15 protein-coding genes are annotated in these 16265 nt (G+C 69.1%); 1 reads left to right on the top strand and 14 read right to left on the bottom strand.

All coding sequences use genetic code 11. The features are described from left to right. Positions 1–14: 14 nt before the first annotated feature. Positions 15–677: a TetR/AcrR family transcriptional regulator gene (locus tag QFZ29_RS06870; protein WP_306893446.1), complete on the bottom strand. Its 663-nt coding sequence runs from the start codon at positions 675–677 to the stop codon at positions 15–17. Positions 678–786: 109 nt separating this feature from the next. Here QFZ29_RS06870 and QFZ29_RS06865 point away from each other — a divergent pair, with 109 nt between their 5' ends. Continuing rightward, positions 787–1848 carry an App1 family protein gene (locus tag QFZ29_RS06865; protein ID WP_306893445.1) on the top strand — a complete coding sequence of 354 codons (1062 nt, stop codon included), beginning with the start codon at positions 787–789 and terminating at the stop codon, positions 1846–1848. Positions 1849–1898: 50 nt separating this feature from the next. Here the strand turns inward: QFZ29_RS06865 and QFZ29_RS06860 are convergent, their stop codons facing one another. The 13 genes from QFZ29_RS06860 to murC all read right to left on the bottom strand — a co-directional run bounded on the left by QFZ29_RS06860 (position 1899) and on the right by murC (position 16231). Next, positions 1899–2960, bottom strand: coding sequence for a quinone-dependent dihydroorotate dehydrogenase (locus tag QFZ29_RS06860; RefSeq protein WP_306893444.1), 1062 nt, complete (start codon positions 2958–2960; stop codon positions 1899–1901). 42 nt (positions 2961–3002) lie between these two features. Then, entirely contained in the window at positions 3003–3476 is a 474-nt protein-coding gene (gene nrdR / locus QFZ29_RS06855; RefSeq protein WP_129520506.1) for a transcriptional regulator NrdR, read from the bottom strand. A 97-nt stretch (positions 3477–3573) separates the two neighbouring features. After that, positions 3574–4884 carry a histidinol dehydrogenase gene (gene hisD / locus QFZ29_RS06850; RefSeq protein ID WP_306893443.1) on the bottom strand — a complete coding sequence of 437 codons (1311 nt, stop codon included), beginning with the start codon at positions 4882–4884 and terminating at the stop codon, positions 3574–3576. Positions 4885–4931: 47 nt separating this feature from the next. Then, on the bottom strand, positions 4932–8399 hold the full coding sequence (gene dnaE, locus QFZ29_RS06845) for a DNA polymerase III subunit alpha (RefSeq protein WP_373426264.1): 3468 nt from the start codon (positions 8397–8399) through the stop codon (positions 4932–4934). Positions 8400–8536: 137 nt separating this feature from the next. Next, complete coding sequence (locus QFZ29_RS06840; protein ID WP_306893441.1) at positions 8537–9457, bottom strand: RluA family pseudouridine synthase; 921 nt, start codon at positions 9455–9457, stop codon at positions 8537–8539. 2 nt (positions 9458–9459) lie between these two features. Continuing rightward, positions 9460–10029, bottom strand: coding sequence for a signal peptidase II (gene lspA, locus QFZ29_RS06835; RefSeq protein ID WP_373426188.1), 570 nt, complete (start codon positions 10027–10029; stop codon positions 9460–9462). A gap of 40 nt (positions 10030–10069) precedes the next feature. Then, complete coding sequence (locus QFZ29_RS06830; RefSeq protein ID WP_306893439.1) at positions 10070–10759, bottom strand: DivIVA domain-containing protein; 690 nt, start codon at positions 10757–10759, stop codon at positions 10070–10072. 115 nt (positions 10760–10874) lie between these two features. Next, positions 10875–11180 (bottom strand): YggT family protein, encoded by a 306-nt coding sequence (locus QFZ29_RS06825; RefSeq protein ID WP_129520511.1) that lies wholly within the window; start codon positions 11178–11180, stop codon positions 10875–10877. Positions 11181–11184: 4 nt separating this feature from the next. Next, positions 11185–11661 (bottom strand): cell division protein SepF, encoded by a 477-nt coding sequence (locus tag QFZ29_RS06820; protein ID WP_306893438.1) that lies wholly within the window; start codon positions 11659–11661, stop codon positions 11185–11187. A gap of 33 nt (positions 11662–11694) precedes the next feature. Next, a complete protein-coding gene (locus tag QFZ29_RS06815) occupies positions 11695–12366 on the bottom strand; it encodes a YggS family pyridoxal phosphate-dependent enzyme (RefSeq protein ID WP_306893437.1) in 672 nt (223 codons plus the stop codon). 31 nt (positions 12367–12397) lie between these two features. Beyond that, on the bottom strand, positions 12398–13594 hold the full coding sequence (gene ftsZ / locus QFZ29_RS06810; RefSeq protein ID WP_306893436.1) for a cell division protein FtsZ: 1197 nt from the start codon (positions 13592–13594) through the stop codon (positions 12398–12400). A 170-nt stretch (positions 13595–13764) separates the two neighbouring features. After that, entirely contained in the window at positions 13765–14817 is a 1053-nt protein-coding gene (locus QFZ29_RS06805) for an FtsQ-type POTRA domain-containing protein (RefSeq protein ID WP_306893435.1), read from the bottom strand. Positions 14818–14830: 13 nt separating this feature from the next. Continuing rightward, complete coding sequence (gene murC, locus QFZ29_RS06800; RefSeq protein WP_306893434.1) at positions 14831–16231, bottom strand: UDP-N-acetylmuramate--L-alanine ligase; 1401 nt, start codon at positions 16229–16231, stop codon at positions 14831–14833. Between the last annotated feature and the right edge of the window lie 34 nt (positions 16232–16265).

Raw genomic sequence — 16265 nt, 5'->3', positions numbered from 1 at the left:
GATGCCTCGCGTCGTCAGGCGGCGGTGCTCGCGCGCAGCGCCTCACCGAGGTGCTCGGCGAGATAGGCGTGCACGAGGCGCTTCGCTTCGGCGAGGTAGCGCTCGTCGCCGGATGCCTCGCGCTCGAACGCGCGGCTGATGAGCGCGTCGCCGAGCTCGATCGCGATGCCCAACCGGAAACGCAATTCGGTCGGCTCGGCCTCGCCGCCGAACTCCGCCTCGATGAGGCGTGCGATGCGGTGCGCGAACTCGGGCTCGATGTCATCGGCCGCCGTCTCGCGCTCGGCCCCATACACGACGCTGAAGCCCGGCTCTTCGCGATACGAGGCCGCGCTCGCTTCGAGTGCGACGTCGACGACATCCCACCAGTTGGTGAGCTCGACGCGCGCCAGCTCGTCGGCGACCCTCTCGCGATAGCGCCGGATCGAACGCTCACGGAGCGCGTGCAATACGGCGACACGATCGGGGAAGTATCGGTAGACGGTGCCGATCGACGCGCCGGCTCGTTCGGCGACCATCTGCGTCGTCAGCCGCTCGAAGCCGGTCTCGTCGACGATCTCGGCAGCGGCATCGAGCAGGGCGTCGAGCCGCTGCGTACTGCGCCGCTGCGTGGGCTCTGTGCGAACCGGCCGTTTCCGAGCGGACTCGGCCCCCAGAATCACGTCGATATTCGGCACGGAACCTCCTCAGTTGCGCGTCCACTCTATCGGGATGGAAGGGGTACACGACACCATCCACGCCGAGCGCGTTTCGCAACCCGCGGTGGCTGCATGCCAGACTGAGGGGATGCCGGCGAGCTCCCCAACTCCGGCCGGATCCGTAGAGCGCCAGGTCCGGCATCGCGCCGCGCGCCTCGAAGACTGGGTGCACGAGGTGCGCGAACGCTGGGCTCGCCGTCGCGGACAGGTGCCCACGATCGTCCCGTACACCGGATATGGCTCCACCGATTGGGTGCGCATCTTCTGCCGTGTGCTGCTCAGCCGGCCCGTCGATCCGAACGAACCGTCGAAGCGCCGCCGCCGCCGCGGCGAACAGGGCATCCGCGGCTGGCGCAGCTTCACGAGCGTGCCGATCGGCGGCGTGTCCGTCGTCATCGAGGTCGGCGGTGAGCGCATCGAGGTGCTCGCCGACCGTGGCGGCGTCGTCGACACGAGGGTACCGGTGCAGCTCGCTCCCGGCTGGCACCAGGCGACGCTGCACACCGAAGGCTCCAAGTCCGTCGAGGCGCCCATCTGGATCGTCGGCCCCGATGTGCATTTCGGCATCATCTCCGACGTCGACGACACGGTCATGGTCACCGCGCTGCCGCGGCCCCTCGTGGCAGCGTGGAACACGTTCGTCCTCGACGAGCACGCACGCATCCCCACGCCCGGTATGGCCGTGCTCTTCGAGCGCCTCGTGCGCTCCCACCCGGGAGCGCCGGTGATCTACCTCTCGACGGGCGCGTGGAACGTCGCGCCGACGCTCACGAGGTTCCTCTCACGAAACCTCTATCCGGCCGGGCCGCTCCTGCTCACCGACTGGGGACCGACGCACGACCGCCTCTTCCGCAGCGGCCGTGCGCACAAGGAGGAGAACCTCAGGCGGCTCGCCGGGGAATTCCCCGACGTGCGGTGGTTGCTCATCGGCGATGATGGCCAGCACGACGAAGAGCTCTACGCGCGATTCGCGGCAGAGCATCCGGACCGCGTCGCGGCGATCGCCATTCGCCGTCTGTCGACTGGTGAGGCCGTGCTCGCCGGTGGCCGAACGAAGGCCGAGCAGCACGGAGCAGACGACGTGCCGTGGGTCTCGGCGAGCGACGGCTCGACCATCGCCGACCAGCTCGCCGATGTCGGCATGCTCTGATCGGGGTACACGGTCGAGAAGTCCTCAGGTTCGCCGGGTGCTTTCGGCCGCTAGGCCGCCCGCGATGACGCCATTGCGGCACGGTTGCGACGGAACCGAAGCAGCCCTCGATTCACGTGCCGCGCCCAGAGCGGACCGCGGTAGATGAACGCGGTGTAGCCCTGCACGAGCGTGGCGCCGGCGTCGAGGCGGTCCTGCACGTCGGCCGCCGTCTCGACGCCCCCGACCGAAACGACGCAGAGCTCGGCCGGCACGCGGTCGCGGATCAGCCGGAGCACGGCGAGCGATCGAGCCGCGAGGGGGGCGCCCGACAGGCCGCCCGCACCGATCTCCTCGACCGCGGATGCCGGCGCCTTCAGGCCTTCGCGAGCGATCGTGGTGTTCGTGGCGACCATGCCGTCGAGCCCCAGACTCACGACGAGATCGCAGATGCGCACGACCTCGTCATCGGCGAGATCGGGCGCGATCTTCACGAGCAACGGGGTCTGCCCCGCAGCGAGCTTCACCGACTCGAGCAGAGGCGTGAGCGCGTCGAGCTCCTGCAGGCCGCGCAGGCCCGGCGTGTTCGGGGAGCTCACGTTGACCACGAGGTAGTCGGCGAACGGCGCGAGCACGCGCGCGCTGCGCTCGTAGTCGGCGACGGCCTCGTCGACCGGTGTCACGCGGCTCTTGCCGATGTTCACGCCGAGCACCGGTCGATCGGTGCGGCGCGACAGGCGCGAGAGCCGCCCGGCTGCGGCATCCGCACCGCCGTTGTTGAACCCCATGCGGTTCACGAGCGCGCGATCGGCTGGGAGCCGGAACAGCCTCGGGCGTGGATTGCCGGGCTGTGCGACCGCCGTGATGGTGCCGACCTCGACATGGCCGAAGCCGAGCTGGCCAAGCCCGCGCACGGCGAAGCCGTCTTTGTCGAAGCCCGCGGCGACGCCGAACGGCGATGGGAACCGAAGCCCGAGCGCCTCGACACGAAGTGCCGGATCGGGAGCGGTGAACCGTTCGACGAGCCGGCCGAGACCGATCGCCGGGAGCCGCTGGATGAGCCGGAACGCCAGGTGGTGCGCGTCTTCGGGATCCATGCGCGAGAGGAAGAGGGAGAAGAGAAGTCGATACATGCCGGACTCAGGCTATCGGAGCCGCAACGTGCGGCCGACGGTTCACTCGACCGGGCGGGCCGGAAGCCGGCCGTGCTCGGCGCGCAACTGCCCGATGGCGGCGTCGAAGTCGTCGAGCGACTCGAAGGCCTGGTACACGCTCGCGAACCGAAGGTAGGCCACCTCGTCGAGTTCGCGGAGCGGCGGCAGGATGGCGAGACCGATGTCGTTCGCCTCGATCTGCGATGCGCCCGTCGAACGGATGGTCTCCTCGACCTTCTGCGCGAGCACGGCGAGGTCTGAGTCGGTGACGGGTCGCCCCTGGCAGGCCTTCTTGACGCCGAGCACGACCTTCTCGCGGCTGAACGGCTCGACCACCCCACTGCGCTTGATCACGACGAGACTCGCCGTCTCGGTGGTCGAGAACCGCCGCCCGCACTCGGGGCACTGCCGACGGCGACGGATCGAGAGCCCGTCGTCGCTCGTGCGCGAGTCGATGACACGGGAATCGGGGTGACGGCAGAACGGACAGTACATGGTGCTTCCAGCCTAGCGGCGGTGGGCGACCGGGCGACCGCGCCGGGCGACCGCGCCGGGCGGCCGGCAGCCGGGCAGCGGATGCCGCCCGCCGGCGTCAGCGCCGATCGAAGCGCGCCGTCACGGCCTCGCCGTGTGCGGGGAGGTCTTCCTCGGTCGAGAGCGCAGTGATGACGGGGGCGACCTCTCGGAGGGCCGCCTCGTCGTAGCGGATGACCTGCTGCGGGCGCAGGAACGTCGCCGCCGAGAGTCCGGCGGCATAGCGGGCCTGGCCTCCCGTGGGCAGCACGTGGTTCGAGCCCGCGGCATAGTCGCCGAGACTGACCGGCGAGTAGGCGCCGACGAAGATCGCGCCCGCATTCTCGATGCGCGAGAGCACGTCGCCGGTGTCGCGCACCTGGATCTCGAGGTGCTCCGGTCCGAAGGCGTTGGCGAAGTCGGTCGCCTGCACGAGGTCGTCGACGAGCACGAGGGCGGACTGCGCGCCGATGACCGCCTCGCGCACGCGATCACGGTGCTTCGTGCCCGCGACACGCTCGGCCAGCCGCTCGAGCACTTCGTCGGCGAAGGCGGCGGAATCGGTGACGAGCACGGCTGCCGCGAGTTCGTCGTGCTCGGCCTGGCTCACGAGGTCGGCCGCGACGAAGTCGGCGTCGGCGGAGTCGTCGGCGATGACGAGGATGTCGGTGGGGCCGGCTTCGGCGTCGATGCCGGTCACGCCCTGCACGAGCCGCTTGGCGGCCGCCACGTAGACGTTGCCGGGACCGGTGACCCGTTGCACCGGATCGAGCCCGATGCCGTCGACGCCGTAGGCGAACGCGCCGATCGCCCCGGCACCGCCCATCGCGTAGACCTCGGTGATGCCGAGCAGCGCGGCGACGCCGGCGACAGTTGGGTGCACGCGCCCGCCGAACTGGGCTTGCGGCGGCGAGGCGAGCGCGATCGAACGGACGCCGGCGACCTGCGCGGGCACGACGTTCATGACGACGCTCGACGGGTAGACGGCCTTGCCGCCGGGCACGTAGAGGCCGACGCGGGTGACGGGCTGCCAGCGCTGCTCGATCACCGCGCCGTCGCCGAGCACGGTCGTCTCCGGCACCGGCACCTGCGCCGCACTCGCGGCACGCACTCGGGCTATGGTGTGCTCGATGGCATCGCGGATGCCGGGGGCGAGACCGGCGAGCGCCTCCTGGAGCTCTTCGGCGGGAACTCGGACCGCCGACGGTCGCACCCGGTCGAGTCGCTCGGCCTGGTCGAGAAGCGCGGCCTCACCCCGCTCTCGCACGTCGTCGATGAGCGTGCGCGCGACCTCGAGCGCGGCGGAGACATCCGTCGCGGCACGCGGCACGAGCGCGAGCAGCTGTCGCTGGGTCGGACGGGTTCCGCGGAGGTCGATGGTTCGCAGCATGGCGGATCCAGCCTAGCGAGCGCGGCGGAGGGGGCAGTCGCCCGCCGTCACACGAGGCAGTTCGGGCCGAGCAGGCTCTTCAGCTCGCCATAGAGGTCGGCGGTGACCCGCACGGGGTAGGGCAATTCGAACACGCGCGCCGAGCGACCCTTCACGAGCCGCAAGCGCACCTCGGTCTCACCACGATGCCGGATGAGCACGTCGCCGAGCGCCGAGATCGTGTCGGTCGTGGCGCGCACGTCGGGCAGCGAGATGACGACCGGGCCGACCTCGTCGCCCTGGCCGAGTTCGGGTGAGAAGACGCTGTAGGCGTGCAGGTTCATGCCGTCGTCGCGCATGCTCACCCGGCCGCGCACCACGACGATCGAGTCGCCCTTCAGCCCCGGTGCGAACTCCTGGTAGGCCTTGCCCATGAACATCACCGTGATGTCGCCCGAGAAGTCCTCGACCTGGATCATGCCGTACTGGTTGCCGCTCTGGCGCGCCACGCGATGCTGCACGCTCGTGACGAGCCCGGCAACCGTGACGGTGTCGCCGTCTTGAGTGGAGTCCGAGCTCAGGAGGTCGGTGATCGTCGTCGAGGCGTGCTTCGCGAGCGGCGCCTCGAGTCCGGCGAGCGGGTGATCGGAGACGTACAGGCCGAGCATCTCGCGCTCGAACGCGAGCTTGTCGCGCTTGGCCCATTCGGGCCGGTCGGGAACGAGCGTCACCGCGTGCTTCTCGTGCTCCTCGAAGAGGCTGTCGAAGTCGAACCCGAAGTCGCCGACCTCCTCGGCTCGCTTCTCCTTCACGACGGACTCGACCGCACTCTCGTGGATCTCGACGAGGGCGCGCCGCGTGGCGCCGAGCGAGTCGAACGCGCCGGCCTTGACGAGCGATTCGACCGTGCGCTTGTTGGCGACCTGGAGCGGCGATTTCTTCAGGAAGTCGTGGAACGACTCGAACCGCCCCTTCTGCTCTCGGGCTGCCCTGATCGCGTCGACGACGTTGAAGCCGACGTTGCGTACCGCGCCGAGGCCGAAGCGGATGTCGTCGCCGACGGCGGCGAAGTACCCGATCGACTCGTTCACGTCGGGCGGCAGCACCTTGATGCCCATGCGGCGGCACTCGTTGAGGTAGAGCGCGAGCTTGTCGCGGGCGTCGCCGACGCTCGTGAGCAGCGCCGCCATGTACTCGGCGGGGAAGTGCGCCTTGAGGTAGGCGGTCCAGTAGCTCAGCACGCCGTAAGCGGCCGAGTGCGCCTTGTTGAAGGCGTAGTCGGAGAAGGGCAGGAGGATGTCCCACAACATCTTGATCGCGGCATCCGAGAAGCCGTTGGCTTTCATGCCGCCGCGGAAGCCCTCGTACTGCTTGTCGAGCTCGGACTTCTTCTTCTTGCCCATCGCACGGCGCAGGATGTCGGCCTGGCCGAGGGAGAATCCCGCGACGCGCTGGGCGATGGCCATCACCTGCTCCTGGTAGATGATGAGGCCGTAGCTCGTGTCGAGGATCTCTCGCAGGGGCTCTTCGAGCTCGGGATGGATCGGCGTGATCGGCTGCAGGCCGTTCTTGCGCAAGGCGTAGTTGATGTGCGAGTTCGCGCCCATGGGTCCGGGGCGGTACAGCGCGATGACGGCCGAGATGTCCTCGAAGTTGTCAGGCTTCATCTGCCGGAGGAGCGACCGCATCGGCCCTCCGTCGAGCTGGAAGACGCCGAGCGTGTCGCCCCGGCTGAGCAATTCGTACGCACCGCGATCGTCGAGGGCGAGATCTTCGAGCACCGGCCGGAACCCGCGGTTCGCCTCGATGTTGTCGAGGGCGTCGTCGATGATCGTGAGGTTGCGCAGCCCCAGGAAGTCCATCTTGATGAGGCCGAGGGCCTCGCACGCGGGATAGTCGAACTGCGTGACGATCTGGCCGTCTTGTTCCCGCTTCATGATCGGGATGATGTCGATGAGCGGATCGCTCGACATGATGACGCCCGCGGCGTGCACACCCCACTGCCGCTTCAGGTTCTCGAGGCCGAGGGCCGTCTCGAAGACCGTCTTCGCCTCGTGGTCGGTCTCGATGATCGCCCGGATGTCACCCGCTTCCTTGTAGCGCGGGTGATCTTTGTCGAGGATGCCCGTGAGCGGGATGTCCTTGCCCATGATGGCCTGCGGCATCGCCTTCGTGAGCTTCTCGCCCATGCCGAACGGGAAGCCCAGCACGCGCGATGAGTCTTTCAGCGCCTGCTTCGCCTTGATCGTGCCGTAGGTGACGATCTGCGCGACCCGCTCGTCGCCGTACTTCTCGGTGACGTACCTGATGACCTCACCGCGACGACGCTCGTCGAAGTCCACATCGAAGTCGGGCATCGAGACGCGGTCGGGGTTCAGGAACCGCTCGAAGATGAGGCCGTGCTGGAGCGGGTCGAGGTCGGTGATGCGCATCGCGTAGGCCGCCATCGAGCCCGCACCGGAGCCACGCCCGGGTCCGACGCGGATGCCGTTGTTCTTCGACCAGTTGATGAAGTCGGCGACGACGAGGAAGTATCCGGGGAACCCCATCTGCAGGATCACCCCGACCTCGTAGTCGGCCTGCTTGCGCACCTCGTCGGGGATGCCGTTGGGATAGCGCACGTGGAGGCCGCGCTCGACCTCCTTGACGAACCAGCTCTCCTCGCTCTCGCCCTCTGGCACAGGGAAACGGGGCATGTAGTTCGCGTTCGTGTTGAACTTCACGTCGCAGCGCTCGGCGATGAGCAGCGTGTTGTCGCAGGCCTCGGGGTGATCGCGGAAGAGGTGGCGCATCTCGGCCGCGGTCTTCAGGTAGAACTCGTCGGCGTCGAACTTGAAGCGGTTCGGGTCGTCGAGGGTCGAGCCCGACTGCACGCAGAGCAATGCAGCGTGGCTCTTCGCGTCGTGCGCGTGCGTGTAGTGCAGGTCGTTCGTGGCGACGAGCGGCAGATCGAGCTGCTTGGCGAGGCGCAACAGGTCGTCCATGATGCGCTTCTCGATGCCGAGCCCGTGGTCCATGATCTCGGCGAAGTAGTTCTCGCGGCCGAAGATGTCGCGATAGTCGGATGCCGCTTTCACGGCCTCGTCGTACTGCCCGAGCCGGAGCCGGGTCTGCACCTCACCACTCGGACAGCCCGTGGTGGCGATGAGCCCGTTCGAGTAGGTCTGCAGGAGCTGGCGGTCCATACGCGGCTTGAAGTAGTAGCCCTCGATCGAGGCGCGACTCGAGAGCCGGAAGAGGTTGTGCATGCCCTCCGTGGACGCGGAGAGCAGGGTCATGTGGGTGTAGGCGCCGGAACCCGACACGTCGTCGCCGCCGCCGCTGCCCCAGCGCACCCTTGTTTTGTCGCCACGGGCCGTGCCCGGCGTGATGTAGGCCTCGGTGCCGATGATCGGCTTGATGCCGGCATCCGTCGCCTGCTTCCAGAAGTCGTATGCGCCGAACACGTTGCCGTGGTCGGTGATGGCGACGGCGGGCATCCCCTCGCTCTTCGCGGCTTGGATGAGCTCGCCGACCCGTGCTGCACCGTCGAGCATCGAGTACTCGCTGTGCACGTGCAGGTGGACGAAGGAATCGGTGGCCACTGGGCTCCAAATCGGGGTGCTGCAAGTGTGGTCTGGGGTCTTCAAAGTCTATGGGCGGCCGCCCCCACTGAGGCCTCGTTGGGGGCGAGTCAGTCGCCGCGCAGCACCTCGAGCGCATGCGCGAGGTCGCTCGGGTACTCCGAGACGAAGGTCGCCCACTCCCCGTCGGCGGGGTGCGAGAAGGAGAGTTGTCGCGCGTGCAGCCACTGCCGGGTGAGGCCGAGACGCGTCGAGAGCGTGGGGTCGGCCCCATACATGGTGTCGCCGGCGCACGGATGCCGCTGCGCCGCCATGTGCACCCGGATCTGGTGTGTGCGCCCGGTCTCGAGGTGCACGTCGAGGAGCGACGCGGCGCGGAAGGCCTCGAGCGTCTCGTAGTGCGTCACGGCGTGCTTGCCGCCCGCGAGGACCGCGAACTTCCACTCCGACCGCGGATGCCGGCCGACGGGTGCGTCGATCGTGCCGGCCAGGGGGTCGGGGCGACCCTGCACCACGGTGTGGTAGATCTTCTCCACCTCGCGGTCGTGGAACTGGCGCTTGAGCTCGGTGTAGGCCCGCTCGGATTTCGCGACGACCATGAGCCCGCTGGTGCCGGCGTCGAGTCGGTGCACGACGCCCTGGCGCTCGGGTGCGCCCGACGTGGAGATGCGGAAGCCGGCAGCCGCGAGGGCGCCGACCACGGTCGGCCCGTTCCAGCCGAGCGACGGATGCGCGGCGACGCCGGCGGGCTTGTCGACGACGACGAGGTCGTCGTCGTCATGGACGATGCCGAGGTCGGCGACCGCGATCGGCTCGATCGCGAGCGTGCGCGGCGGCTCCCAGCTCACCTCGAGCCAGGCCCCACCGCGAAGGCGGTCGGACTTGTCGACGGATGCCCCGTCGAGCAGCACGCCGCCGGCGCCCGCGATCTCCGCTGCGAGCGTGCGTGAGAAGCCGAGGAGCTTGGCGAGTCCCGCGTCGACGCGCACGCCGTCGAGCCCGTCGGGAACGGGGAACGAACGATGCTCCATGCTCAGGACTCACGCGCGAGCTCAGGGCTCGCCGAGAACGCGCGACCGTCGCTCGTCGCCGCATCGCTCGTCGCGGCCTCGGGCGCCGCCGTGGAAACCTTCGCCTTCACTTCGCGGTTGCCGTCGAGCCCGACGCCGCGGATCGTGAGGATCATGAAGAGCACCATGCTCGACACGATCGCGATGTCGGCGAAGTTGTAGATGGCCGGTATGAACCACGGCGTCGAGATGAAGTCGACGACGTGCCCCAGGCCGAAACTCGGCTCCCGAAGGAGCCGATCGGTGAGATTGCCGAGCACGCCGCCGAGAAGCAGCCCGAAGACGACCGCCCACGCGATGGAACGGATGCGGCGGGCGAACCACACGATGAACGTGATCACGGCAGCGGCGAGGATCGTGAAGATCCACGTCATGCCGCTCGCGAGCGAGAACGCCGCACCGGGGTTTCGCACGAACTGCCACTGCAGCGCCGACCCGAGCACCGGCACGATCTCGCCCTCGGTCAGGTTCGAGACGACGAGGAACTTGCTGGTCTGGTCGAGGCCGTACGCCGCGACGGCGGCGCCGGCCAAGACCAGGAGAGCACTGGCGATGCCGACCTTTGCGGCCCGCTCAGCCTCCAAAGCCCTGGAAGGTCGGCGCAGGCTGCTCGGCCGGCACGCCGGCGCTCACCGGCGAGGAGAAGCCCTGATTGCCCGACACGGAGACGGGTGCCGCCGTGTCGAGGTCGCGCAGCTGACCCTCGATGTAGCTCTTGAGCTTCTGGCGGTACTCACGCTCGAACACCCGGAGCTCGTCGACCCGCTTCTCGAGCGCGAGGCGCTCCTGGTCGAGGATGCCCATCTGGGCGCGCTGCTTCGCTTCGGCCTCGGCGACGACGCGAGCCGCCGTGGCGTGGCCTTCGGCGATGAGCGCGTCGCGCTTCTCGACGCCCTCGCGCACGTGCTCCTCGTGCAGCCGGCGGGCCAGCTGCAGGAGGTTCGTCGTGCTGGTCTGCTCGTCGAAGTCCGACTGCGGGACGGCCGGAGGCTGCGTCTGCACGGCCACCGTGGGCGGCGGCGCAGCGGGCTCGGCGTACACCGCGGCAGGCGCCGGCGCCGCGGCGGATGCCTTGCCGGCCTCCGCGGCACGGGCCTCTGCCGCGGTCACTCGCTGGCGCAGCTCCTCGTTCTCCTGGTTGAGCCGGCGAAGCTCGACGACCACCTCGTCGAGGAAGTCGTCGACCTCGTCTTGGTCGTACCCTTCCCGGAACTTCGTCGCCTGGAAGCGCTTGTTGACCACATCTTCCGGAGTTAGCGCCATGGCTTTCCACCCTCAAATCTGTCGAACTGTTTCGAACACGTTCAGCTAACGCTAGCAAAGAGAACCTGAGAGGCGCAGCGCCGATCGTCTCAGCGTCACTCCTCGCAGGAGATCGTCAGCCCGCAGCAGCGAGCCATGACACCACGGTCATGGCCACGATGATGACGAGCATCGCAAGGCTCCACCCGAGATCGAGTGCGATCTGGCCGATGCGGATCGGCGGCACGAGCCGCCGGAAGAACCGGACCAGGGGGTCGGTGACGCTGTACACGGCCTCGACGATCACGAGCGACGCCCCCCGGGGTCGCCAGGATCGGTTGAACGTGCGCACGAGGTCGAGTATGAAGCGCCCCCACATCACGAAGAAATAGATCAGGAGCAACGTGTAGAGGATGCTCCAGACGACGGAGAACGCGCCCACGTGGCTACGCGTGCGTGAAGAACGACGCGTCCACGTCGCCTTCGGCCTCGCCGGTCTCCCCCGAGACCACCACATGTGCGGGTGAGAGCAGGAACACCTTGCTCGTGACGCGCTCGATCTTGCCGTAGAGGCCTTGCGAGAGACCGCTCGCGAAGTCGATCAGGCGTCGCGCATCGGCATCCGACATCTGCGAGAGGTTGATGATCACCGGCACTCCATCACGGAAGGACTCGGCGATCACCTGCGCGTCGCGATACTGACGCGGGTGCACGGTCAGGATTTCGTTCATCTCCGCCTGCGGTGTGCTCGGTTGTACATGGTGCTTTCGCAGCGGCGTCACCGCCGCGCCGGTCTTCGGCGCCGGTGCCGCGTGCACGATCGGCGCGGCCGATGGTTGCGGGTGCGCCTGTGGGGTCTCGTCTTCGAACTCCTCATCGGCGAGTCCGAGATAGACCATGGTCTTCTTGAGCGGGTTCGACATCGCTGCCTCCGTCTGTTTTCCGTCTCTTCGAGGCTAACCGGCGACCGGCCGATTCCCGGTGATTGCGGTGCCGATCCGGAGGTGTGTCGCACCTTCCGATATCGCGTCGCGGTAGTCGTGGGACATCCCCATGGACAATCCTCGCGCTTCCGGAGCGATTCGACGAATGCGTTCCGAGTATTCCCTCATGCGGGCGAACGCAGGGCGGGCGGGTTCGCCGAGCGGTGCGACGGCCATCAGTCCGAGCAGGCGGAGTCCGGATGTCGCCAGCACGCGCTCGACGAGGGCGTCGAGCTCGTTCGGCGCGACGCCGCCGCGACCCGGGTCGTCGGTGAGGTTCACCTGGACGAAGCAGTCGACGGATGCGGCATCCGACCGCAGCGCGTCGACGAGGCCTGGCCGGTCGACCGAGTGGATCACCGAGGCGTAGGCGAGGGCCTGCCTGGCCTTCTTGCTCTGCAGTTGGCCCACGAAGTGCCAGCGGAGCCCGAGCCCTGCCAGCTCGGCAGCCTTGGCCTGCGCCTCCTGATGGCGGTTCTCGCCGATGTCGCGCACGCCGAGCTCAGCGAGCTCGGCCACGAGCGAGGCCGGCTGGAACTTCGTGACGACCACGGTCGTGAGCTCATCGGGCGATCGCCCGGCCGCGGCAGCGGTCTCGGCGATGGCCGCGCGCACGGCGGCCAGCCGGTCGGCGAGTGCGCTCATGCGCACCGCCTGCCGGGCTGGAACGCGCCGCTCACTTCAGGAAGTCGGGGATGTCGAGGTCGTCGTCGCCGCTGTCGAAGGCGGGGTCGGAGACAATCTGGTCGCCGGCACCGGTCGACGCCTCGCCCCAGTTCGCGGTCTCGACGAGTTCGTCGATGTTGATCTCGCCGATGGCGTCGCCGGTGTCACCCGACAGCGCCGAGCCGCCGATGCCGGCGCCGACGGCTGCAGTGGCGAAGTTCGAGCGCCGTGCTTCGACGGGCTTCGCGCTCGAGCTCGGCTCGCCCCCGTCGAATCCCGCGGCGATGACCGTGACGCGAACCTCATCGCCGAGGGTGTCGTCGATCACGGCGCCGAAGATGATGTTGGCCTCCGGGTGCACCGCCTCCTGCACGAGGCGTGCCGCGTCGTTGATCTCGAAGATGCCGAGGTTGGAGCCGCCCTGGATCGAGAGGAGCACTCCGTGTGCGCCGTCGATCGAGGCCTCGAGCAGTGGGCTCGCGACAGCGAGTTCGGCCGCCTTGATCGCACGATCGGCTCCTCGCGACGAGCCGATGCCCATGAGCGCGGAACCCGCGCCCTGCATGACCGACTTGACGTCGGCGAAGTCGAGGTTGATGAGGCCGGGCGTGGTGATGAGGTCGGTGATGCCCTGCACTCCGGCGAGCAGCACCTGGTCGGCCGTCGCGAACGCCTCGAGCATCGAGATCCCGCGGTCGCTGATCTCGAGCAGGCGGTCGTTCGGCACGACGATGAGCGTGTCGACTTCTTCTTTCAGCCGCGCCACACCCTGCTCGGCCTGCGTCTGGCGACGCTTGCCCTCGAACCCGAACGGCTTCGTGACGACACCGATGGTCAGGGCGCCGATCGATTTCGCGATGCGCGCGATGACGGGCGCGCCACCGGTGCCCGTGCCACCGCCCTCGCCGGCCGTGACGAAGACCATGTCGGCGCCCGCAAGCGCCTCCTCGATCTCCTCGGCGTGGTCTTCGGCGGCGCGGCGACCGACCTCGGGGTCGGCCCCGGCACCCAGTCCGCGGGTGAGATCGCGGCCGACGTCGAGCTTGACGTCGGCGTCGCTCATGAGCAGCGCCTGCGCATCGGTGTTGATTGCGATGAATTCGACTCCGCGGAGACCGAGTTCGATCATGCGGTTGACGGCGTTGACACCACCGCCGCCGATACCGACGACCTTGATGACGGCGAGGTAGTTCTGATTTGTTGACACGTCCGGCCTCCGTCGAAACTCTGAACCTCTAGTCGAAGGTTAAAGTCTTGCTGAGTATGCAATTCCTGACTTGACGGTACGTGCCACGCGCCCGCCGCCGCGCAAGGAGGGCCCGCGTGTCGCGATCCGCCGCCGGATATCGGCCCGATGGGATGGCCCGGGGCGCCGTCTCAGCGCGTGACGGCGCTCTGCGGCGACGACACGTCGTAGGACGCGACGGTGTCGGGAGGCGCCGCGACCATGAGCCTGGCGAGCACAGCCGCCTTCTGCGCGGACTCCTCTGCACTCCCCCACACGACGGTCGCACCCGCGGCGAGCTGGAGCCGCACGTCGTCTGCGGTCGCCGCGTGCACGCCGACGAGCTGCCCGCGCACGTCGGGCGGCAGGCTCCGCACGACGGCGGCCGCGGCGCGGAACCCCTCGCCCGCGATGCCACCCTCGGCCTCGATGAGTGGTTGCCCATCGGGCCGCGTCTCCGGCCGTTCGATCACCACGCCCGCCGCGTCGACGAGCTCCAGGCCCTCGCCCGTGTCGATCACGCCGACGGGCGTGCGCTCCACGATTCGCACGACGAGCGTGCCGGGCGGAATCGTCTCGGTCGAATACGTCTCGATGAGCGGGAAGGCCGAGAGCGCGTCGTGCACGTCGGCCGAGGCGATGAGCGGCAGCGGCGTGCCGAGCGTGCCGGCGAACGCTGCTTGCACCTCTGTGGCCGGAATACGCTGGGCGCCTTCGACGCGCACGTCGCGCAGGGCCATCAGGGGCGAGTATGCGCCGCCGATGACGACAACCACGAGCGCCGCGATCGAGCCGAGCACCACGCTCCAGACGAGCCGGCGGCGGCGCGAACGCTTCGTGAAGCGGCGCACCTCCTGCCGCTCGTACCGGCGACGTTCTCGCGCGGCGGCCGCGAGGGCGCGCCTGGTCGAGCGGGCGTCACGCGGAAGGTCACCGGGCACGGCCAGTCCGGATGCCGAGGCGGGTCGCCCGGGCTCGGCATCGGGAGTGTGCGACAACGTGCTGCCGGATGCCGCGACGACCGGGATCGGCTCGGTCGCGACCCGATCGCGATCGGATGGCGGTTTCGACCCGGCCGTCCGCCGGGGTGCGCCGGCCGTCGTCGCAGTTGCAGCTGATTCGCGCGCGGCCGGCGCCGCGCCGGCCGGCTTCGGCCGCCCGGCACGACGCTTGGCCGGCTGGTCGAACCCCTGCGGCCGCTTCACGCGCCGCGCACCCTCATCCGCGCTCCCGCTCGAGCGAGCCGAGCAGCTGCGGCACGATGCGATACACGTCGCCGCAGCCGAGGGTGATCACGAAGTCACCCTCGCGCGCGATGCGCGCCGTGTAGTCGGCGGCCTCCTGCCAGTCGGGCACATAGGCGACGTGCGACGAGTCGGTGAATCGTTCGCTCACGAGGGCGCCGGTGACGCCGGGCTCGGGGTCTTCACGCGCCCCGTAGACATCGAGCACGACCGTCTCGTCGGCGAACCGCTCGAGCACCTCGGCGAACTCGTTGGCGAACAGCCGCGTGCGGCTGTAGAGATGCGGCTGGTGCACGGCGATGATCCGCCCGGAACCCACGACGGTGCGCGCCGCCGAAAGGGCGGCGGCGACCTCGGTCGGGTGGTGCGCGTAGTCGTCGTAGACGCTCACGCCGCCGACGGTGCCGTGCAGCTCGAAGCGGCGGCCGGTGCCGGCGAACCGGGCGATGCCGTCGAGGGATGCCCCCGGGTCGAACCCGAGGCCCACGAGCACGGCGAACGCGCCGGCGGCGTTGATCGCGTTGTGCCGGCCTGGGATGCGAAGCGTCGCGCGGTGGTCGACGCCCTGGTAGGTGATCGCGAACGAGACGGGACCGTCGGTCTCGATGGAGTGCACGCGCACCGAGGCATCCGCCGCCTCGCCGAAGGTGACCACCCGCTCATGCGAGAGCCGCTCGGAGACGCGCTTGGCGCCGGCGTCGTCGGAGGAGATGACGACGAACTCACGGGCACGGTCGGCGAAGTCGACGAACGCCTGCTCGAACGCCTCGAGCGACCCGTAGTGGTCGAGGTGGTCGGCATCGACGTTCGTGATGAGGGCGACCGAGGTGTCGTAGAGCAGGAACGAGCCGTCGGACTCATCGGCCTCGACGACGAAGAGCTCCCCCTCGCCCGCCGACGAGCTCACGCCGAGCTCCTCGATGACGCCGCCGTTCACGAAGCTCGGGTCGGCGCCGAGCTCGAGCAGGGCCGTGATGATCATGCCCGTCGAGGTGGTCTTGCCGTGCGCACCCGCGACCGAGACGAGTCGCTGGCCCGCGATCAGCCAGGCGAGCGCCTGCGAGCGATGCAGCACCGGCAGTCCTCGCTCGAGTGCCAGCTGGTACTCGGGGTTGTTCTCCCACAACGCACCGGTCACGACGACGGCATCGGCATCGCCCAGGTTGGCGGCGTCGTGCCCGATCGCGATCTCGGCGCCGAGCTCGCGCAGGACTGCGATGTTGTCGGAGTCGCGCACGTCGGAGCCCGTGACGCGATGACCCGCGCCGAGGAAGAGCCGTGCGATGCCGCTCATGCCCGATCCGCCGATGCCGACGAAGTGCACGGCGCCGAGCTCGGCGGGAATCTGGACGGTGAGGTCGGGCTTGATGGTCACGGGGTGCGGGTCTTCCTCGGTGTGGTCGATCTCA

Source organism: Agromyces albus (assembly GCF_030815405.1).
Lineage (GTDB): Bacteria > Actinomycetota > Actinomycetes > Actinomycetales > Microbacteriaceae > Agromyces > Agromyces albus_A.
This window is presented reverse-complemented; position numbering and strand designations above follow the sequence as displayed.

Excerpts from the sequence above, each read along its gene's own strand:
- QFZ29_RS06830 (WP_306893439.1), bottom strand. The coding sequence starts at position 10,759 with ATGGCGCTAACTCCGGAAGATGTGGTCAACAAGCGCTTCCAGGCGACG.
- nrdR (WP_129520506.1), bottom strand. The coding sequence starts at position 3,476 with ATGTACTGTCCGTTCTGCCGTCACCCCGATTCCCGTGTCATCGACTCG.
- QFZ29_RS06860 (WP_306893444.1), bottom strand. The coding sequence starts at position 2,960 with ATGTATCGACTTCTCTTCTCCCTCTTCCTCTCGCGCATGGATCCCGAA.
- QFZ29_RS06840 (WP_306893441.1), bottom strand. The coding sequence starts at position 9,457 with ATGGAGCATCGTTCGTTCCCCGTTCCCGACGGGCTCGACGGCGTGCGC.
- QFZ29_RS06865 (WP_306893445.1), top strand. The coding sequence starts at position 787 with ATGCCGGCGAGCTCCCCAACTCCGGCCGGATCCGTAGAGCGCCAGGTC.
- dnaE (WP_373426264.1), bottom strand. The coding sequence starts at position 8,399 with ATGCTCGACGGTGCAGCACGGGTCGGCGAGCTCATCCAAGCCGCGAAG.
- QFZ29_RS06815 (WP_306893437.1), bottom strand. The coding sequence starts at position 12,366 with ATGAGCGCACTCGCCGACCGGCTGGCCGCCGTGCGCGCGGCCATCGCC.
- QFZ29_RS06820 (WP_306893438.1), bottom strand. The coding sequence starts at position 11,661 with ATGTCGAACCCGCTCAAGAAGACCATGGTCTATCTCGGACTCGCCGAT.
- hisD (WP_306893443.1), bottom strand. The coding sequence starts at position 4,884 with ATGCTGCGAACCATCGACCTCCGCGGAACCCGTCCGACCCAGCGACAG.